The sequence below is a fragment of the Micromonospora sp. NBC_00821 genome (genome assembly GCF_036347035.1).
Classification (GTDB): Bacteria; Actinomycetota; Actinomycetes; order Mycobacteriales; family Micromonosporaceae; genus Micromonospora; species Micromonospora hortensis.
In genome coordinates, this window is record NZ_CP108880.1 from 1,774,329 (window position 1) to 1,792,938 (window position 18,610).

Below are 18,610 nucleotides of genomic sequence, written 5' to 3' on the forward strand. Positions count from 1 at the left end.
ACGCGCCGGTGCCCGAGAACGCGACCTCGGCTGCGGACCTCGGCTGCGGACCTCGGCTGCGGACCTCGGCTGCGGACCTCGGCCGCGGACCTCGGCCGGGGGCGCTATTCGGGCGTCCTTTGGACCTGATTCGTTTACGACATCACGGGCCCTCCGGCGCCTATCACCCATGATCGACTCGGCTCTCAGGAAACTGGGCCATCCACCCGACGCGGATACCCCGACTTTCAGGAACCCGAGTCGATCACCCAGTGAGCAGCCGCACATCGCGTCCGCGCCACGGCGGCAGACGCACCTCGCCCCAAGATCGCACTCGATCCTGGATGTAGTGGGGTCGGGCGCGACGGATGCCACTACATCCATGATGTTGCGCGATCTTGCGAGCGGAAGCGGCTGCCGAGCCGCTCGGGCCCAGGTCGCTCGGCTCGTTCGGGTCGCCCAGGCGCTGAACGGTGCTCGGGCCTCGGTCGCAGGCTCGGGCGGCCCACCTTCCGGGGCTGATGTCGCAAACGATTCAGCTCCAAAGGACGCCGATGCACCTGTCCCGCCCCGGCGTCGACGACGATGCCCGGCTCCCGGTCCCTGGACCTCGGCCCTGGTCCCTGGACCTCGGCCCCGGCCCTCGGCCCTGGTCCCTGGACCTCGGCCCCGACCCTCGGCCCTGGTCCCTGGACCTCGGCCCCGGCCCTCGGCCCTGGTCCCTGGACCTCGGCCCCGGCCCTCGGCCCTGGTCCCTGGACCTCGGCCCCGGCCCCCGGCCCTCGGCCGACGCCCGGGGGCGTCGGCGGGTTCGGCGCTGTCCGAGTGATCGACATTGCACGGGGCGCGCCTGAGTTGGGTCGGGCGGTACCCCACCACTAAAGTCCCAGGAATGCCGGACATGGTGCAGCCCCAGGTCAAGTTGATCGCGTGGACCCAATTCGCGGCCCCGGACGACGTGCCGTGGTCGACAGACGCGGAGGGCGGCCAGGCGCTCGCCGAGTTCGCCGGTCGGGCCTGCTACCAGTCGTGGAAGAAGCCGAACCCGGCGACCGCCACCAACGCCGGCTACCTGGCGCACATCCTCGAGGTGGGCCACCTGAGCGTGCTGGAGCACGGGTCGGTCACCTTCTACTTCACCGGGGTGTCCCGCTCCTTCACCCACGAGCTGATCCGGCACCGGCACTTCTCGTACTCCCAGCTGTCGCAGCGCTACGTCCCGGAGCGGGACGCGGCCATGGTCGAGCCGGCCGTCATCGCCGACGACCCGGAGCTGCACAAGAAGTTCGTGGAGGCCGCCGAGGCGAGCGTTCGGGCGTACACCGAGTTGCTGGAGGGCCTCGAGCAGCGCTTCTCCGACGAGCCCAACCCGACGCTGCGTCGCAAGCAGGCCCGGCAGGCTGCCCGAGCGGTGCTGCCCAACGCCACCGAGACCCGGATCGTGGTCTCCGGCAACTACCGGGCCTGGCGGCACTTCGTCGCGATGCGGGCCACCGAGCACGCCGACGTGGAGATCCGTGAGCTGGCCGTGGAGTGCCTGCGCCAGCTCCAGGGGGTCGCCCCGAACGTGTTCGCCGACTTCGTGATCACCACGCTGCCGGACGGCACCGAAGTGGCGGCCAGCCCGCACGAGGCGTCCTGAGCCCTTCCCCGGCGGGCCTCGGCTGGTCGTCCGCTAGGTTGGAGGGTATGACGCACGACCACCTCGACGCCGCGGCCCGACCGGCGTCCCGCCCCTTCGGCCGGCTGCTCACAGCCATGGTGAGCCCGTTCACCCCCGACGGTTCCCTCGATCTCGACGGCGCCGCCCGGCTGGCGAGCCACCTGGTCGACGAGCAGGGCAACGACGCGTTGGTGGTCAACGGCACCACCGGCGAGTCGCCGACCACCACCGACGCGGAGAAGGAACACCTGATCCGGGCCGTGGTGGAGGCCGTCGGTGACCGCGCCAAGGTGGTCGCGGGCGTCGGCACCAACGACACCCGGCACACCATCGAGCTGGCCGCCGCCGCCGAGAAGGCGGGCGCGCACGGCCTGCTCGTGGTCACCCCCTACTACAACAAGCCGCCGCAGAGCGGGTTGCTGCGACACTTCACCGCGGTGGCCGACGCCACCGGCCTGCCGGTGATGCTGTACGACATTCCGCACCGCTCCGGCGTGCCGATCGACACCGAGACGTTGGTCCGGCTCGCCGAACACGGCCGGATCGTCGCGGTCAAGGACGCCAAGGGTGACCTGACCGCCACCAGCTGGGTCACCAGCCGTACCACCCTCGCCTTCTACAGCGGTGAGGACGCCCTCACCCTGCCGGCGCTGGCCGTCGGGTGCGTGGGCGTGGTCGGCACCTCGACGCACTTCACCGGGGCGCTGACCGCACAGATGATCGAGGCGTACGACGCGGGGGACATGCCGACCGCGCTGGCCCTGCACCGGCGGCTGCTGCCGCTGTTCACCGGCATCTTCCGTACCCAGGGCACCATCCTGGTGAAGGCGGGCCTGGCGTCGCTGGGCCTGCCGGCCGGCCCGGTGCGACCCCCGCTCGTGGACGCCACCGACGACGAGATCGCCCAGCTGCGCGCGGACTTCGCGGCAGCGGGCCTGGAGCTGCCCGAATGAACGAACGACACGATGGACGTCGAGTAACGGCGTCGCAGAATGAGGTGGACGCGTGACCGAGGCGCACATCGAGGCGGAGCTACCCCCGCCGCTGCCGGAAGGCGGCCTGCGGATCATCCCGCTCGGCGGGCTCGGCGCCATCGGTCGGAACATGACCGTCTTCGAGTACGACGGCAAGTTGCTGATCGTCGACTGCGGAGTGTTGTTCCCCGACGTCGAGCAGCCGGGTGTGGATCTGATCCTGCCCGACTTCGGTCCGATCCTGGACCGGCTGGCCGACGTCCAGGCGATCGTGCTGACGCACGGTCACGAGGACCACATCGGCGCGGTGCCGTACCTGCTCGCCCACAAGCCCGACATCCCGCTGGTCGGCTCACAGTTCACCCTCGCCCTGGTCGAGGCGAAGTTGGCCGAGCGGCGGATCCAGCCGTACACGCTGACCGTGCGGGAGGGCGGCCGCGAGCGGCTCGGCCCGTTCGAGTGTGAGTTCTTCGCTGTCAACCACTCGATCCCGGACGCCCTCGCGGTGGCCATCCGCACCCCCGCCGGCCTGGTGCTGCACACCGGCGACTTCAAGATGGACCAGCTGCCGCTGGACGGCCGGATCACCGACCTGGCCGGTTTCGCCAGGCTCGGCGCCGAAGGCGTCGACCTGCTGCTGTCCGACTCCACCAACGCGGAGATCCCCGGTTTCGTCACCCCGGAGCGGGAGATCGGCCCGGTGCTCGACTCGATCTTCGCGAAGGCCAAGGGTCGGATCATCGTGGCCTCGTTCGCCTCGCACGTGCACCGCGTGCAGCAGGTCTTCGACTCCGCCGCCGAGCACGGCCGCAAGGTCGCGCTGATCGGCCGGTCCATGGTCCGCAACATGGGCATCGCCCGGGACCTCGGCCTGCTCAACATCCCGGCCGGCCTGGTCATCAGCATCGACGAGGCGACCACGCTGCCGCCGGACGAGATCGTGCTGATGTCCACCGGTTCCCAGGGTGAGCCGATGAGCGCCCTGGGCCGGATGGCCAGCGGCGACCACCGGCACATCACCATCGCTCCCGGTGACACCGTCGTGCTGGCCTCGTCGCTGGTGCCGGGCAACGAGACCTCGGTCTACCGGGTGATCAACCGGCTCGCGCGGGCCGGCGCGGTGGTCGTGCACAAGGACGTGGCCAAGGTGCACGTCTCCGGGCACGCCCCCGCCGGGGAACTGCTCTACCTGCTCAACGTGGTCCGGCCCAGCAACCTGATGCCCGTGCACGGCGAGTGGCGTCACCTGCGGGCCCACGCCCGGCTCGGCATCGAATCCGGGGTCGCCGCCGACCGGGTGGTGCTCTGCGAGGACGGCGACGTGGTCGACCTGGTCGAGGGCCGCGCCAGCGTGGTGGGGCACGTGAAGAGCCGGTACGTCTACGTGGACGGCCTCGCCGTCGGTGACGTCAGCGAGTCGCTGCTCACCGAACGGCGGATCCTCGGTGACGGCGGTTTCATCGCCACCACGGTTGTCGTGGACTCGGTCACCGGCAAGGTGGTCGCCGGCCCGACGCTCTCCGCGAAGGGCTTCTCCGAGGACCCGGAGGCGTTCAACCCGGTGGTGCCGCTGGTCACCGAGGCGCTCAACCGGGCTGCGGCGGACGGCATCACCGACCCGCACCAGCTTCAGCAGATTGTCCGGCGGACCGTGGGAAGGTGGGTCAACGACAAGTACCGTCGTCGGCCGATGATCGTGCCCACCGTCGTCGAGGTCTGAGCAACTCCCGCTGACGCCGGTCCACCCGAACGGGGTGGGCCGGCGTCAGCCGTACCCGGGAGGGTCAAGGCAGCGCGGCGACGGCCTCGGCGTACGCGATGCCGGTGGCGATGGCGGCGTCCATGAGGACCCGTAGCTGCGCCGGGGCGACCCCGTGTGCCAGGTCGGTGGCCACGTCGCCGGCCAGCACCAACTCGTCGCCGAGGTCGTGCGCGTACGCCTTGGGCAGCAGCCGGTCGTGGTTCCACGCGTTGCAGAAGGCGTACGCCTCGGCACGGTGGGCCGCCGGCAGCCGACGGTTGGCCATGGCGCGGGCGTGCAGCACCTCGCCGCGCTCACCGGCCCGCCGGAACTGGATCACCGTCCCCTCCCAGTGGCCGACCACTGTCTCGCCCTCGTCCACCAGGTATCGGTCGCCGCGCCCGTCCAGGATCCCGGTGATCATGCCGAGGGAGAGCGCCGACAACTCGCGTTCGCCCAGCTCGGGATCGGTGTCGGTGCCGGCGTCGGCCTGGAGGTCGGACCAGTCGGCGTCAGGCTCGTCGGGTTCGTCGTCGGTGGGCAGCGGAACCGGCGCCGCGAGCGGACGCTCGGCCAGCCAGGCGGCCATCCGTCCGGAGTGGTGCCCCGTCCCGTTGCGCGCGTCGAAGCTGCCGGCCAACTCGTTGGCCACCCCGAGCAGCAACGCCCCGAGCGTGGCGACGTCCAACTCGGTGGCCGTCCGCTCGCCGTACGCCGGGCGGGGCATCGTCCGTCCGCCCAGCCCCGCGTCGGCGGCCAGCCCGCAGACCAGTGCCCCGGCGGCGGCGAACTCCATGGCGGCGAGATCGTCCGTCGGCCGGTCCAACCGGGGCAGCTGCTCGGCCAGAATGGCCAGCCCGCGCTCCAGGTGCCCGCCCAGCGCGCAGAACCGCAGGTGCGCGGCGAGGTGCGGGAACGCCGCGCGCTCCCGCCGGTGCCGACGGTACGCCCGTACGTGCGCCGTCGCCGCCCGCGCCGGCTCGCCGGTGCGCAGTGCCGGCAGCAGACCGGCGACCAGGTCCCGTTCGGGCTGGTCGGTGCAGGACCGCGGGTCGCCGTCGGTTTCCCCCAGCTCGCTGACCGCGGCATGCCACTCGCCCCAGCCGGCCAGCAGCTCGGCACGGCGGGCCGAGGCGCAGCCCGGGCAGCCGCCGGCCGGGCCCGGCCGTTTTCCAGACCATCGCTCGTACCAGTGCCGGGCGGTGGGCTCGTCGCCGAGATGATCGGCGATCCGGCAGTGCAGCTCCGCGACCGTCGGTGTGTCCGGACCATCCGTGCCGACGCGGTGGGCCAGGTCGTGCAGCAGGGACCGGGTCTGGTCCAGCCCGACCCGGGGGGTGCCGAGCAGCGCCTCCACCGCGTACCGCTGGTAGCGCAGCAGCAGCCCGGTCTCCGTCTCGGTGAGCAGGTCGGGCCGATGGTCGGCGGCGGCCCGGCAGCGCCGGACCGGCTCGACCAGACGCCACCGCTCCCCGTGCAGCAGGTACGCCTCGATCAACGCGAACCGCGCGTCCATCCCGGACCGGACGTCGCCGGCCGCGTCGGCGCGCTCGGCGAGCCGCTCCAGGGCCACCTGTCGGGCCGGACCGTCGGGGAGGTCCCGGGCCTCGGCCAGCGCGGTCTCCAACGCCGGTACGCGGCCCCGCGCGAGGCGGTCACCGGCGCCGGTGGGTGGCGTGCCGGTGCGGCTGCCGGTGAACTCGTCCCGGCCGGTCACGACGGCACCGCGCCGGGCAGTCGACGAACCGCCACGGCCAGTTGGCAGCCGGTGGATATGCCACAGTCGAGCAGTTGGTCGAGCTGGTGTGGCGTCACGCCCCGTTCCAGGTCGGTGATCACCTCTCCGTACACCCGGGCCCGACCGTCGTCGGCGACGTGGACGAACGCCTTCGGCCAGAGCCGGTCGTGGTTCCAGGAGTTGCAGAACGCGTACAGGTCGGGCACCCGTTCGATGCCGAAGGTCGGGTCGACCATGGTGCGGATCTGGAGCAGCTCACCGTCCCCGCCGACGCGGAGGAACCAGATCAGGTTGTCGTCGAAGTTGCCCACCAGCTCGCCGTCCGGGGTCGGGCCGACGGACCGGCCGCGGGCAGCGAGCACCGCCGCGACCAGTTCGCCGGTCAGCGGACGCAGCGCGCCAGGGTGCCCGGCCAGCGGATCGTCCGGATCGCCTTCGATTTCCGGCGACGCCATGGGGCATCCCTTCTGAGGCGGATATCACGACCGGCGGTGGGGTTCGTGTTACGACGCGCGGACACGACCCGGAAAAGCGGGGATCTGCCCGGCCCCACCGTTACCGTGACTCTATGGCGGGCCGTACCTCTCAGGCGAGCCGGCGGCGCGGCGCGTCGCCGCGCGGTGGCACCAACAGTCGTGCCCGTCAACCGGCGAAGAAGACCACCCGGGCACCGGTACGACGTCGCACCACGCCGGCCCGGCCCGGCGCGGCGGTCTACGTCGGCCGTGCGGTGGGTGCACTGTGGATGGGGCTGGCGCACGGGATGGGCTGGGCGGTGCGCGCCGCTGGTCGGCAGGCTGCCTCGGCCCGCGACCTCGACCCGGAGCACCGTCGCGACGGTGCCGGGCTGCTCATGTTCGGGCTCGCCCTGCTCAGCGCCGTGTCGCTCTGGCTGTCCGGGGCGGGGCCGGTCGGCGCGCGACTGGCCGACACGGTTCGGCTGTTCCTGGGCGCGATCTCGATCGTCGTACCGGTGCTGCTGATGATCGGGGCGTGGCGGCTGATGCGTCAGCCGGCCGATCCCGAGCACCGGGGTCGTGGGTTGATCGGCTGGGGTTCGCTGCTGGTGTCGACCGCCGCGTTGCTCCAGATCGGTCAGGACCCGGTCGACTCGCCGGAGCGTGACTTCGCCGGAGGTCTGGTCGGCGCGGGCGTTGGTGGGCTGCTGGAGCGGGCGGTCACCGCCTGGGTGGCGGTGCCGCTGCTCATCCTGCTGCTGCTCTTCGGCCTGCTCGTGGTGACCGCCACGCCGATCAACAAGATCCCGGAGCGGCTGGGCCTGCTCGCCGGTGGGCTGGTCGGCGCACCGGAGGCGGATGAGGAGGCGGACGAGGTGGCCGCCAAGCCGGCGCGCAAGCGCCCGGCGAAGCGGATGCCCGCGCCACTGGACCCGGACGACTTCGAGGACCTGGACGGCGCGGACCTCCAGGAGACACTGGTGCTGCCGCGCAAGTCTCCGGCGAAGGTGCCGGCGAGCCGCAAGCCGTCGGTCGAGCCGCCGGAACACTCGCCCGCCCCGACCCGGGCCGAGCAGCTCGCGTTGACCGGGCTGTCCGGGGACTACACCCTGCCGCCGGCCAACATGCTCAGCGCCGGGGCCGCCGCGAAGACCCGCAGCAAGGCCAACGACGAGGTGATCGCCGCGCTGACCGGCGTGTTCGACCAGTTCGACGTGGACGCCGCCGTCACCGGTTTCACCCGCGGCCCGACAGTCACCCGCTACGAGGTGGAGCTGGGGCACGGCGTCAAGGTCGAGCGGATCACCCAACTGTCCCGCAACATCGCGTACGCGGTGAAGTCGCCGGACGTTCGGATCCTCAGTCCGATTCCGGGCAAGAGCGCCGTCGGCGTGGAGATCCCGAACACCGACCCGGAGAACGTGGCCCTCGGCGACGTGCTGCGCTCGCGCGCGGCGACCAGCGATCACCACCCGATGGTGGTGGCGCTCGGCAAGGACATCGAGGGCGGCTTCGTGGTGGCCAACCTGGCCAAGATGCCGCACATCCTGATCGCCGGCGCCACCGGCGCGGGCAAGTCGAGCTGTCTCAACACCCTGCTGGTGTCCATCCTCACCCGGGCCACCCCGGACGAGGTGCGGCTGCTGCTGATCGACCCGAAGCGGGTCGAGATGACCGGCTACGAGGGCATCCCCCACCTCGTCACCCCGATCGTGACCAACGCCAAGAAGGCGGCCGACTCGTTGGACTGGGTGGTCCGCGAGATGGACATGCGCTACGACGACCTCGCCGCCAACGGGGTCCGGCACATCGACGACTTCAACCGCAAGGTCCGCAACGGCGAGATCAAGGCGCCGCCGGGCAGCGAACGCGAGATGCGTCCGTACCCGTACCTGTTGGTGATCGTGGACGAGCTGGCCGACCTGATGATGGTCGCGCCGCGCGACGTGGAGGACTCGGTCGTCCGGATCACCCAGCTCGCGCGGGCCGCCGGCATCCACCTGGTGCTGGCCACCCAGCGTCCCTCGGTGGACGTGGTGACCGGTCTGATCAAGGCGAACGTGCCGTCCCGGCTGGCGTTCGCCACCTCCTCCCTCGCGGACTCCCGGGTCATCCTCGACCAACCGGGCGCGGAGAAGCTGCTCGGTCGTGGTGACGGGCTCTTCCTGCCGATGGGCGCCTCCAAGCCGGTCCGGATCCAGGGCGCCTGGGTCACCGAGCGCGAGATCGCCGACGTGGTGAAGTTCTGCAAGGACCAGCGTGAGCCGGAGTTCCGCAAGGACGTGCTGGCCCCGGCGCAGGAGAGCAAGAAGAAGGTCGACGAGGACATCGGCGACGACCTGGACCTGTTGGTGCAGGCGGTGGAGCTGGTGGTCACCTCGCAGTTCGGCTCGACCTCGATGCTGCAACGCAAGCTGCGGGTCGGTTTCGCCAAGGCGGGCCGCCTGATGGACCTGATGGAGACCCGGGGAGTGGTCGGGCCGTCCGAGGGGTCGAAGGCGCGCGACGTGCTGGTCAAGCCGGACGAGTTGGACGAGGTCCTGGCCGGCCTGCGCGGCGAAGGGGCGGACTGACGGCCGTTGGCAGCTTCTGCTCGGCTCACCAACGACCAGGTCGCTCCGTCCGCCGTTAGCCTCGGGTCATGCCGGCGACGACAGAGCCTTCGGAGATGGACCGGGACTCCCGTGGGCGGGTCGGGCTCGCCAGCCTCCGGCCATACCTGCGTGGCCACCGGACCAGCCTGATCGCGGTCGGGGCGCTCTCCCTGCTGGGCACGGCTCTGGCGTTGTCGCAGCCGGTGCTGGTGCGCAGCGTGCTCGACCGGCTGGCCGAGCGGACGGACGTGTCCACGCCGGTGGCCCTGCTGGTGGCGGTGCTCGTCGGAGCCGCGGTGTTGACCGGCTTCCGTGACTTCATTCTTCAGCGCACCGCCGAACGGCTGGTGCTGAGCACCCGGAAGCGGCTCGCCGGGCACCTGCTGCGGTTGCCGGTCGCCGAGTACGACAGTCGCCGTACCGGTGATCTGCTCTCCCGCCTCGGCGCGGACACCAACCTGTTGCGAACGGTCATCACGTCAGGGGTGTTCGACCTGGTGACCGGGGCGATCACGGTCGTCGGAGCGGCGGCCGCGATGGTGCTGATCGACAGGTTGCTGTTCGGGGTGACAGTGGCCGGGTTGGCGATCGCGCTCACCGTCGGGCTCCTCACGGCCCGTCCCCTGCGGAAGTTGTCCCGATCAACGCAGGCCCGGCTGGGGGAGATGACCTCGGCGGTGGAGCGGGCCCTGGCCGCCGTGCGGACGATCCGCGCCAGCCGGGCCGAGGGCCGGGAGGCCGAGATCATTGGCCGGCACGCACACGACGCGTATCGCGCGGGAGTGCGGCTGGCGGCGCGGCAGGCTCTGGTGGGCCCGGTCAGCTCGACAGCCATGCAGGCGGTTCTCCTGCTCGTCCTGGGCGTCGGCGGCAGCCGGGTCGCGGGCGGGCACATCAGCGTCGGCTCCCTTGTGGCGTTTGTCCTCTTCATGTTCTACGTCTTCATGCCGCTGGCCCAGGCGATCCGGGCATACGTGCAGTTGCAGAGTGGACTGGCCGCGCTGGAACGCATTGAGGAGGTGCTGCGGACGCCTCCGGAGAATCCGGGCGGGCTGCCCGAGCCCCGGGGGGCCGACAGCATGGGCGTGCCCACGCGCAGCGGCAGCGGCAGTGGTGCCGCCGTGGAGTTCGACCGAGTTGTGTTCGGCTACGACGGCACGCCGGTGCTGCGCGAGGTGAGCTTCTCGGTGCCGTTCGGCAGTCGTACCGCCGTGGTGGGGCCGTCCGCTGCCGGCAAGTCGACGCTGCTCATGTTGGTCGAGCGGTTCTACGACGTCCAGTCGGGCAGCGTCCGGGTCGCCGGGCGGGACGTGCGCCACAGTCCTCTGGCGGACCTGCGCGGTCAACTGGGGTACGTGGAGCAGGAGGCGCCAGTCCTCGCCGGGACGCTGCGGGACAACCTCAGACTGGTGGCTCCGGAGGCCACCGAGGATCAGTTGCTGAGGGCACTGGCCGAGGTGCGTCTCGAACACGTGCTGGCGCGGACACCCAAAGGTTTGGACACCGAGGTGGGGGAGCGGGGCGTACTGCTCTCCGGCGGGGAACGGCAGCGTCTGGCGATCGCCCGGTGTCTGCTCGCCGATCAGCCGATCCTCCTGATGGACGAGCCGACCAGCAATCTCGACGCTCGCAACGAGGCCCGACTGCGGGAACTGATCGACCGGGCCGCCGCCGATCGGACGATGATCGTCGTCGCGCACCGGCTTTCCACGGTTGTGGACGCCGACCAGATCGTCGTGCTCGACCGGGGCGAAGTGGTGGACGTCGGTTCACACCGGGAGCTGACCGGTCGTAACGATCTATACCGTGAGCTCGCCCGGCATCAGTTGATGCTGAGCTGAGCGGGGCGGCCCGGAAGCCCGTCCGGACCGCCCCGCAACAGGACCTAGATCCATCCGCGCCGTTCTGCCTCGACCCCGGCGGCAAAGCGGGTGTCAGCTGACAGAAGCTCCATGACGGTGGCGATGTGCCGCCGTACGGTGCGGGTGCTCATCCCGGTGCGTCGGGCTATGCCCTGGTCCTTGTGCCCGTACGACATCAGCAGAAGAACGTCCCGCTGCGCCTGACTGAGGGGGCCGATCTGGCTGTCGCCCGGGGGGATCGGTCGGGCCCACTGCCAGAGCAACTCGAAGTAGTGCCGGAGCGCTCTGGCGAGCGGCTGCGAGCGCACCAGGAGGAAGCTCTTGTGTTCGCTGGTCACGAGCGGCACCATGGCGGCGGTTTCGTCGACGAGTTTGAGCTCGATGGGCACTCGCGCCAACGCCCGAGCCTCGCCGTCCGGCTGCGTGGACTCGATCGGCACGGGTTCCGCCCGGTCGACCAAACTGGCGTCGAAGATGATCCGGCTGCGAACCTGGCGGCGGGCGGCCTCGACCTCCGGGTGGCGAACGCTGGACATGATCACGCCCGTGGCGTCGTTTACCGTCACCATCGAATCCCGAACAGCGGTGTTGCCCAGTCCGATCGCGGAGTCGAGGATCTCGTCGTCCTCGGCGAGCACCCGGAGTACCCGGTTGCCACCGTGACTTCCGGTGTCCGAGAGGCTGTTCTGTTGCAGGTCGCGCAGGCGATGGTGACCGTCGAGGAGGGCCTGATGCTGATGAGCCAGGTCATCTTGCAGGTGCAGTAGCGCGCATTCCAGGGCGATCACAGGTTCCACCGCTCGCAGCTCCGGCTCGCCGGCGTGCGTCTGCCGGTAGGCGAGCCCGCGGTCGACAAGTTCCTGAACGGCTTCCTCCTCTCTGCCGGCGGTGTACTCATCGACGGGTACCGCGCCCCGCTCGAGCAGGTCGGAATAATGTTCCACGACTTGATCCGGGACGAGACTGCGGAGTATGTCGCCGCTTGTCCCTTGGCTCCCTTGCGTCAGCTTGCCCATCTCTTGCCCCCGTTCCCCGTTGTACTTGTTCCGCGATTCGCGCGCCGGTGGATATACCCGGTGAGAAGTTGCCACTGGCAGATCGAACCTTATCCACACGTGCCCCCTCCCGTAGCGTTCGAAACACCCGATGAACACAGGTCAGGTGGACACCGACGGGAGACGAGATGAACGAACTGTCGGATTTGAGACGCTCGGTTGAGTCATTCCCCGTGGACGATGCGTTTCTCGCCGCGCTGCACGCCGCAATGCACAAAGTCGCGCTCGAAGAGTGGCAGTTGCATTCGAGTGAACCGTGGTGCTATGTGGATCCTCCGGCGCACAATCGACGTGCCCAGGGCTGGAAGCTGCACGTCTCGACCACGACCGGACTAGCGGCGGAAACCCTGGAAAGAGTCGCCGTCGTGTTGTTGGCAGAGCACGCCGCCTTCAAGTTCGCCCGGACCCCGGCACTCGTCGAGGACCTGAACTCGCCGCGCTGCCCACGGGGTGGTAGCGGAAAGTTCATCACCGTCTACCCGGAGGATGACAATCACTTCCGCCGGCTCGCCGAGGCGCTGCACAAGGCGACGGAGGGACTGGTTGGCCCAGCGGTGCTGTCGGACCGGCCGTACCGCCCGGGAGGGGTGGTCTACTACCGCTACGGCGGCTTCATGCGCAACGACATTCTCAGCAGCGACGGCAGTTACATCCCGATGCTGGTGGCACCGGACGGGACGTGGGTGCAGGACGCCCGGGAGGCATGGTTCAGTCCGCCGGAGTGGGCGCCGCCCCCCTTTCCGGACATGCCCACGGCGAAGCCGCCCGAGCAGCGAGGTGGGCCCGTGCGGCTGGCGGACCGGTACGTCGTCCGGGCCGCGATTCGGCACTCGAACCGGGGCGGCGTCTACCGCGCCGAGGACACCGCGGCGGACGGCACCACGGTGATCCTCAAGCAGGCCCGGCCGCATGTGGGCGGGGGACCCAGCGGCGAGAACGCCCAGCGCCGGCTCCAGCACGAAGCGAGGATGCTGGATCTTTTCGAGCCGCACGGATTCACCCCCCGCAAGCTCGCGACGTTCGAACAGAGTGGGCACCTCTTCCTGGCACAGGAGGAAGTGCTCGGCGAGCCGTTGCGCCAGTGGGTCGAGCAGCACTCCCGGCGGAACGACGACGGCCTCGTGCCGTTGGACGCTGTGCTGTCGGTGGCCCGGCAGTTGATCGAGGTCGTCCGGGTCGTGCACGCTTCCGGGCTGGTGCTGCGTGACCTCTCACCGGGCAACGTCATGGTCGAGGAGGACGGCCGGGTCCGGCTCATCGACGTCGAGTATTTCGCCGCGCCCGGCGACGAGGCACCTCGGGTCTTCACGCCCGGGTACGCCGCGCCCGAGGTGATGACCGCGCCCATGTGGGGTCCGGCTGCCGACTTCGCTGCCGATCTGTACAGCCTCGGCGCGGTGTTGCTCTACCTGTCCACGTGCCTGGAGCCGTACATGCAGGCCGACGACGCGCCACGCCGGCCGGTGGACGGCCGGGTCGCCGAGATGATCGCTGTCGCACTGCCACAGAGCGCCGCGGTACGCGTCCTCGCCCCGGCGATCGTGGGACTGATGACCGATCGGCCGGCCGACCGGTGGTCGGTGTCGCGGGTGGTCGACCACCTCGACGAGAACCGACCCACCCCTGCGGACGTGACGGTGCCGGCGCCGGCGGGTCGGGTGACGCCGCAACGGATCGACCGGATGCTGGATGACGGCACGGACTACATCCTCGATGTCATGACCCCGGACCAGCAGCACCTGTGGCCGCCGCTCGAGGTCCAGGGCATGACGAACGACCCGTGCAACGTGCAGGCCGGAGCTGGAGGCGTCGTCGCCTACCTGGCCCGAGCAGCGGGTACACCGGCGAACGCGGACCTGCGCCCCGGACTCGGTGTCGCGGCTCGCTGGCTCGCTCGTCGCCTGCCCGAGGAACGGCGAGTCCTGCCCGGGCTCTACTTTGGGCGTTCCGGCGCGGTCTGGGGGCTGCACGAGGCGGCACTGGCCCTGGACGACCACGACCTCGCCGCGCAGGCGGTCCGCTTCGCCAAGCGTGCTCCGGTCCGCTGGCCCAATCCCGACCTCACCCATGGCACCGCTGGCGTTGGCATGACCCAACTGCGCTTCTGGGCCGTCACCGGTGACCCGGACTTCAAACAACGCGCCAAGGCCGCGGCGGACTGGCTCGCCGACGCCGTCGTGACCGGCCCGGACGGGGTGCAGTGGATGGTTCCGGAGTCGAGCGATTCGGCGCTGGCGGGTCTGACCCACTACGGGTACGCACACGGCGTGGCCGGTATCTGCCACTTCCTTCTCCTGGCCGGTCGCGCGTTCGACGACGAGCGGTATCTGGAGCTGGCGCGTTCCGGTGGTGACCTGCTCGCCTCGGCGGCGGTCTGGGAGGGCGGCGCCGCACTCTGGCCCAGTGGTGACGCGGAGAAACAGAAGGCCGGCGTGGACACGGCCATCAGCTGGTGGTGTAGCGGGTCTGCCGGTGTCGGCGCCTTCCTCCTCCGGTTGTGGCAGGCGACTGGTGATCCGCGCTACCGGGAGCTGGTGCAGGGCGCGGGTGTGGCCCTGCGGCGTGACAAGTGGTTCATGACAACAGTTGCGTGCCACGGCTTGGCGAGCAATGGCGAGCTTCTGCTCGACATGGCCGAGGCCTTCGACGATCCCACCTATCGGCACTGGGCCGAGGAAACCGCCGCCTGTATCGCTGTCCGCAACGTATATCAGCGCGGACGCATGGTTGTCCCGGGTGAAAGTGGCCGGGGGGTAAGTATCGGGTACAACGTCGGACTCGCCGGGGTGCTCGCATTCCTGCACCGCCTCAAGAATGGTGGCCAGCGAATGTGGATGCTTGACGGTCTGCTGTCCGACGGCGTTACTGCGAAAGGAGGTGAGAAATGAGCACCGAACTGCTTGAGAGGGAGATTGTCACGGACGACGTCCAGGCGCTTCAGGAGTTGACCGAGGCGGACCCGTCCATCGGCATTCTCGCGGAAGGCTGTTGCTGCGCCGGCACCCTGCCGTGGAGCGGCGCGACCTGCGCGTTGTCGTGGGTCACCTGCGGAACGTGTACCAACACCGACAACTGAGGGAGGCGACATGAGTCGTTTCGAGTGGCCCGATCAGGCCATTGAACTCGAAATCATGGAGCGGATGCCCGAGGACGCTCTCTCGAATCTGCGGGCCGCTGCCGGCTGCTGTGACCCGTGGCTGTCCGTGGTGACCTGTTTCGGCTGCACGATCTCCAGATAGGGGTGATGCTGTGAGTTGTGACGTGGACGCTCTGCAGGAGTTGCCAGAGTCCATGACTGATGCCAGGGCCGAGGGCTGCTGCGTCGCGGGTTCCTTCATCACCTGCGACACCTGCACGTTCCTCTGTAGCGCGAACAGCACCTGACGCTGAAAACGGGACGGGCCGCCGGTGACGACCGGCGGCCCGTTCGTGCTGGTAGGACGCCGGTGTCACGTCTTGTCGTCGATCGCCTCAGTGGAAGATCTTGAGACCGATAACGCCCGTCACCACCAGCAACAGGCAGAGGATTCGGGGCAGGCTCGCCGACTCGCCGAGCGCCAGCATCCCGACCAGCGCCGTGCCGACCGCGCCGATGCCGACCCACACCGCGTAGCCGGTGCCGACGGGGATGTCCCGGAGCGCGTACGACAGCCCGGCCATGCTCAGCAGCAGGGTCACCACGAACACCACTGTCGGGACCAGCCGGCTGAAACCGGCGCTGCGGTCCAGGGCGATCGCCCAGGCCGTCTCCAACAGTCCCGAGATCACCAGTACGAGCCAGGCCATCGTTCACCTCACCGGGAGCGCCCGGGCTGTCGCGCCGGGACGAGTCGAGTCTGCACGTCACGCGGGGCGTCTTGGCCTGACCGGGTACGCCCACCACTCGTCCGGAGCGGCCACGAGGATCCGGCCGCCGGAGCCGACGCTAGCACCGACCCCGGTGGCGGGGCGGTGACCACCACCACGGTCCGTTGACCTCTACCTGACTTCAACGTGCAGTATCGCCACCATGACCATGCTGTACGCCGACCCCGAGGTCGCCGCCGCGCTGGACGCCGCCACCACGGTCGACGCCATGCGCGCCGCCCTCCTGGCCGCGTACGAGGGACGCCTGATCGCGCCGCCCCGGGCCGCCGCACCGCTGAGCGGCGGGCGGATGGTGCTGACCGCCGGGCAACTGGTCGACGAGTGGTACGGCTTCCGCTCCTACGACACCTTCGGTCACCCGCAGGGCGAGCAGTTGGTGGTGCTGCACGACGCCCGGACCGGGGCGATCCGGGCGGTCGCGGTCGGCGAGGAGTTGGGCTCCCGTCGTACCGGAGGGTTGGGGGGCGTCGCTGTCGACGCGCTGGCGCGTCCCGACGCCGCCAGCCTCGGGGTGATCGGTTCCGGCCGGCAGGCGTGGACCCAGGTCTGGGCCGCCGCCGCGGTCCGCCCGTTGCGCGAGGTGGTGGTGCACAGCCGCTCCACCGCTCGCCGGGAGGCCTTCGCCGCCCGGGTCCGTGCCGAACTGGGCGTGCCGGCCCGTGCGGTGGCCGATCCGGGCTCGGCCGTCGCCGGGCGGGACCTGGTGGTGCTGGCGACCACCAGCCCGACCCCGGTGCTCCGCGCCGCCGACCTCAGCCCCGGCACGCACGTCAACGCCGTCGGTTTCAAGCAGCGCGACCGCAGCGAGTTCGGCACCGACCTGCTGGACACCGCCGACCTGCTGGTCACCGATTCACCGGCCCAGGCGGCGGACTACCAGCCGCCGATGCTCGCGGCCACACCCCCGTACGCCGGGCGGTTGCGTGACCTGGGCGGCATCCTGGCCGGCGCGGTCCCCGGCCGGACCACAGCGGACCAGATCTCCGTCTTCTGCTCCACCGGCCTGGCCGGCACCGAGGTGTTCCTCCTCGACGCGCTCACCCGGGTTGGCGCCGAGGCGCGCTGACCGGAATGACGTTCGCCTCCGTGTCGACCGTCCCCGCAGCCCGCGTGCGTGGGGTTACCCGGCCGGCCCGGTACCCTCGGATGGTGTCTGCCACCTCTCCTTCTCCCGCTGACCACGCCGAGGGCCGTCGCGTCGCCCTGCTGACCCTGGGCTGTGCCCGCAACGAGGTCGACTCGGAGGAGCTGGCCGCCCGCCTGCACGCCGACGGCTGGCAGGTGACCACCGACGGCGAAGGCGCCGACGTGGTGGTCGTCAACACCTGCGGTTTCGTGGAGAAGGCCAAGCAGGACTCGATCCAGACCCTGCTCGCCGCCGCCGGAACCGGCGCCAAGGTGGTCGCCGCGGGCTGCATGGCCGAGCGGTACGGCCGGGAGTTGGCCGACAGCCTCCCCGAGGCCCAGGCGGTGCTGAGCTTCGACGACTACCCCGACATCGCCGCCCGGCTGAACGCCGTCGTCGCCGGCGAGCAGATCACCGCGCACACCCCACGGGACCGTCGCGAGCTGCTGCCGCTGACCCCGGTGCAGCGCCGCGACAGCGGAGTGTCGCTGCCTGGGCACGGCACCGTGACCCGCACCACCACCGACACGGACGAGCACACCCCGGCACACCTGCGGCAGATCCTGCGCCGCCGACTGGACACCGGCCCGGTGGCCTCGCTGAAGCTGGCCAGCGGCTGCGACCGCCGCTGCGCGTTCTGTGCCATCCCGGCCTTCCGGGGGGCGTTCGTCTCGCGTACCCCGGACGAGCTGCTCGCCGAGGCGGAGTGGCTGGCCAAGACCGGCGTACGGGAGTTGGTGCTGGTCAGCGAGAACTCCACCTCGTACGGCAAGGACCTGGGTGACCCGCGCGCCCTGGAGAAGCTGCTGCCGCAGCTCGCCGCGGTGACCGGCATCGTCCGGGTGCGGGCCAGCTACCTTCAGCCGGCCGAGACCCGGCCCGGGCTGGTCGAGGCGATCGCCACCACCCCGGGCGTGGCACCGTACTTCGACCTGTCGTTCCAGCACTCCAGCGAGCCGGTGCTGCGCCGGATGCGACGTTTCGGCTCCACCGACCGGTTCCTGGAGCTGCTGGCCGGTGCCCGCGCCCTTGCTCCGGACGCGGGCGCCCGGAGCAACTTCATCGTCGGTTTCCCCGGCGAGACCCGCGCCGACGTCGACGAGCTGGTCCGGTTCCTGACCGAGGCCCGGCTCGACGCGATCGGCATGTTCGACTACAGCGACGAGGACGGCACCGAGGCCGCCGGCCTGCCCGGCAAGGTCTCCGCCGCGACGATCAAGCGCCGATACGACCGGCTCAGCGCCCTCGCCGACGAGCTCTGCTCGCAGCGGGCCGAGGACCGGCTCGGCTCGACGGTCGAGGTGCTCGTCGACTCGATCGAGGACGGCATCGTTGAGGGCCGGGCGGCGCACCAGGCGCCGGAGGTGGACGGTTCCACCACCCTGGTCGCCCCGGCCGAGGGCGGGGTCGACCTGGCCGCGCTGCGCCCGGGCGATCTGGTACGCGCAACGGTGACCGGCACCGAAGGGGTGGACCTGCTCGCCGTGCCGGATGAGATGATCTCGGCGGCGCCCGGCGCGGCACGGTGACGGCGGGCCCGAGCGGAGCGGGGG

15 protein-coding genes and 1 riboswitch are annotated in these 18,610 nt (G+C 70.7%); of the genes, 11 read left to right on the forward strand and 4 right to left on the reverse strand.

What is annotated here, in order from left to right:
* Positions 1 to 880: 880 nt before the first annotated feature.
* The 3 genes from thyX to OHB44_RS08295 are packed head-to-tail and all read left to right on the forward strand — an operon-like array spanning position 881 to position 4,336.
* Positions 881 to 1,621, forward strand: coding sequence for an FAD-dependent thymidylate synthase (gene thyX / locus OHB44_RS08285; protein ID WP_210786506.1), 741 nt, complete (start codon positions 881 to 883; stop codon positions 1,619 to 1,621).
* A gap of 47 nt (positions 1,622 to 1,668) precedes the next feature.
* Positions 1,669 to 2,595, forward strand: coding sequence for a 4-hydroxy-tetrahydrodipicolinate synthase (gene dapA / locus OHB44_RS08290; RefSeq protein WP_330440207.1), 927 nt, complete (start codon positions 1,669 to 1,671; stop codon positions 2,593 to 2,595).
* Positions 2,596 to 2,647: 52 nt separating this feature from the next.
* Positions 2,648 to 4,336, forward strand: coding sequence for a ribonuclease J (locus OHB44_RS08295; protein WP_091400429.1), 1,689 nt, complete (start codon positions 2,648 to 2,650; stop codon positions 4,334 to 4,336).
* A gap of 64 nt (positions 4,337 to 4,400) precedes the next feature.
* Here OHB44_RS08295 and OHB44_RS08300 read toward each other — a convergent pair whose 3' ends face one another.
* Entirely contained in the window at positions 4,401 to 5,984 is a 1,584-nt protein-coding gene (locus OHB44_RS08300) for a YbjN domain-containing protein (RefSeq protein WP_330441199.1), read from the reverse strand.
* Between the two features lie 86 nt (positions 5,985 to 6,070).
* Complete coding sequence (locus OHB44_RS08305; protein WP_091400436.1) at positions 6,071 to 6,550, reverse strand: YbjN domain-containing protein; 480 nt, start codon at positions 6,548 to 6,550, stop codon at positions 6,071 to 6,073.
* A gap of 113 nt (positions 6,551 to 6,663) precedes the next feature.
* On the opposite strand from OHB44_RS08305, the gene OHB44_RS08310 reads away from it, so the two are divergent.
* Entirely contained in the window at positions 6,664 to 9,126 is a 2,463-nt protein-coding gene (locus tag OHB44_RS08310; protein WP_330440208.1) for an FtsK/SpoIIIE family DNA translocase, read from the forward strand.
* Between the two features lie 68 nt (positions 9,127 to 9,194).
* Positions 9,195 to 10,988 (forward strand): ABC transporter ATP-binding protein, encoded by a 1,794-nt coding sequence (locus tag OHB44_RS08315; RefSeq protein WP_238686813.1) that lies wholly within the window; start codon positions 9,195 to 9,197, stop codon positions 10,986 to 10,988.
* 44 nt (positions 10,989 to 11,032) lie between these two features.
* On the opposite strand, the gene OHB44_RS08320 is transcribed toward OHB44_RS08315, so the two are convergent.
* The gene (locus tag OHB44_RS08320) at positions 11,033 to 12,025 is read right to left on the reverse strand and encodes a helix-turn-helix transcriptional regulator (RefSeq protein WP_330440209.1); all 993 of its coding nucleotides are present in this window, start codon (positions 12,023 to 12,025) and stop codon (positions 11,033 to 11,035) included.
* Between the two features lie 248 nt (positions 12,026 to 12,273).
* Between OHB44_RS08320 and lanL the strand changes: the two genes are divergently transcribed.
* From lanL to OHB44_RS33450, 4 genes are read left to right on the forward strand one after another with little or no spacing between them, the layout of a single operon-like run.
* Positions 12,274 to 14,952: a class IV lanthionine synthetase LanL gene (gene lanL / locus OHB44_RS08325; protein ID WP_330441200.1), complete on the forward strand. Its 2,679-nt coding sequence runs from the start codon at positions 12,274 to 12,276 to the stop codon at positions 14,950 to 14,952.
* Positions 14,949 to 15,140, forward strand: a complete 192-nt coding sequence (locus OHB44_RS08330; RefSeq protein WP_238686811.1) for a hypothetical protein — start codon at positions 14,949 to 14,951, stop codon at positions 15,138 to 15,140. Before lanL ends, OHB44_RS08330 begins: the two co-directional genes overlap by 4 nt.
* Positions 15,141 to 15,150: 10 nt before the next feature.
* Positions 15,151 to 15,303, forward strand: a complete 153-nt coding sequence (locus OHB44_RS08335; RefSeq protein ID WP_238686810.1) for a hypothetical protein — start codon at positions 15,151 to 15,153, stop codon at positions 15,301 to 15,303.
* Positions 15,304 to 15,313: 10 nt separating this feature from the next.
* Positions 15,314 to 15,448: an ALQxL family class IV lanthipeptide gene (locus OHB44_RS33450; protein ID WP_353962154.1), complete on the forward strand. Its 135-nt coding sequence runs from the start codon at positions 15,314 to 15,316 to the stop codon at positions 15,446 to 15,448.
* A gap of 87 nt (positions 15,449 to 15,535) precedes the next feature.
* Here OHB44_RS33450 and OHB44_RS08340 read toward each other — a convergent pair whose 3' ends face one another.
* Positions 15,536 to 15,850, reverse strand: a complete 315-nt coding sequence (locus OHB44_RS08340; RefSeq protein ID WP_330440210.1) for a DMT family transporter — start codon at positions 15,848 to 15,850, stop codon at positions 15,536 to 15,538.
* Positions 15,851 to 15,910: 60 nt separating this feature from the next.
* Positions 15,911 to 15,981: riboswitch (guanidine-III (ykkC-III) riboswitch) on the reverse strand.
* Between the two features lie 92 nt (positions 15,982 to 16,073).
* Here OHB44_RS08340 and OHB44_RS08345 point away from each other — a divergent pair.
* Positions 16,074 to 16,997, forward strand: coding sequence for an ornithine cyclodeaminase family protein (locus OHB44_RS08345; protein WP_238686808.1), 924 nt, complete (start codon positions 16,074 to 16,076; stop codon positions 16,995 to 16,997).
* 80 nt (positions 16,998 to 17,077) lie between these two features.
* Complete coding sequence (gene rimO / locus OHB44_RS08350; protein ID WP_330440211.1) at positions 17,078 to 18,586, forward strand: 30S ribosomal protein S12 methylthiotransferase RimO; 1,509 nt, start codon at positions 17,078 to 17,080, stop codon at positions 18,584 to 18,586.
* The last annotated feature ends 24 nt before the right edge of the window (positions 18,587 to 18,610 follow it).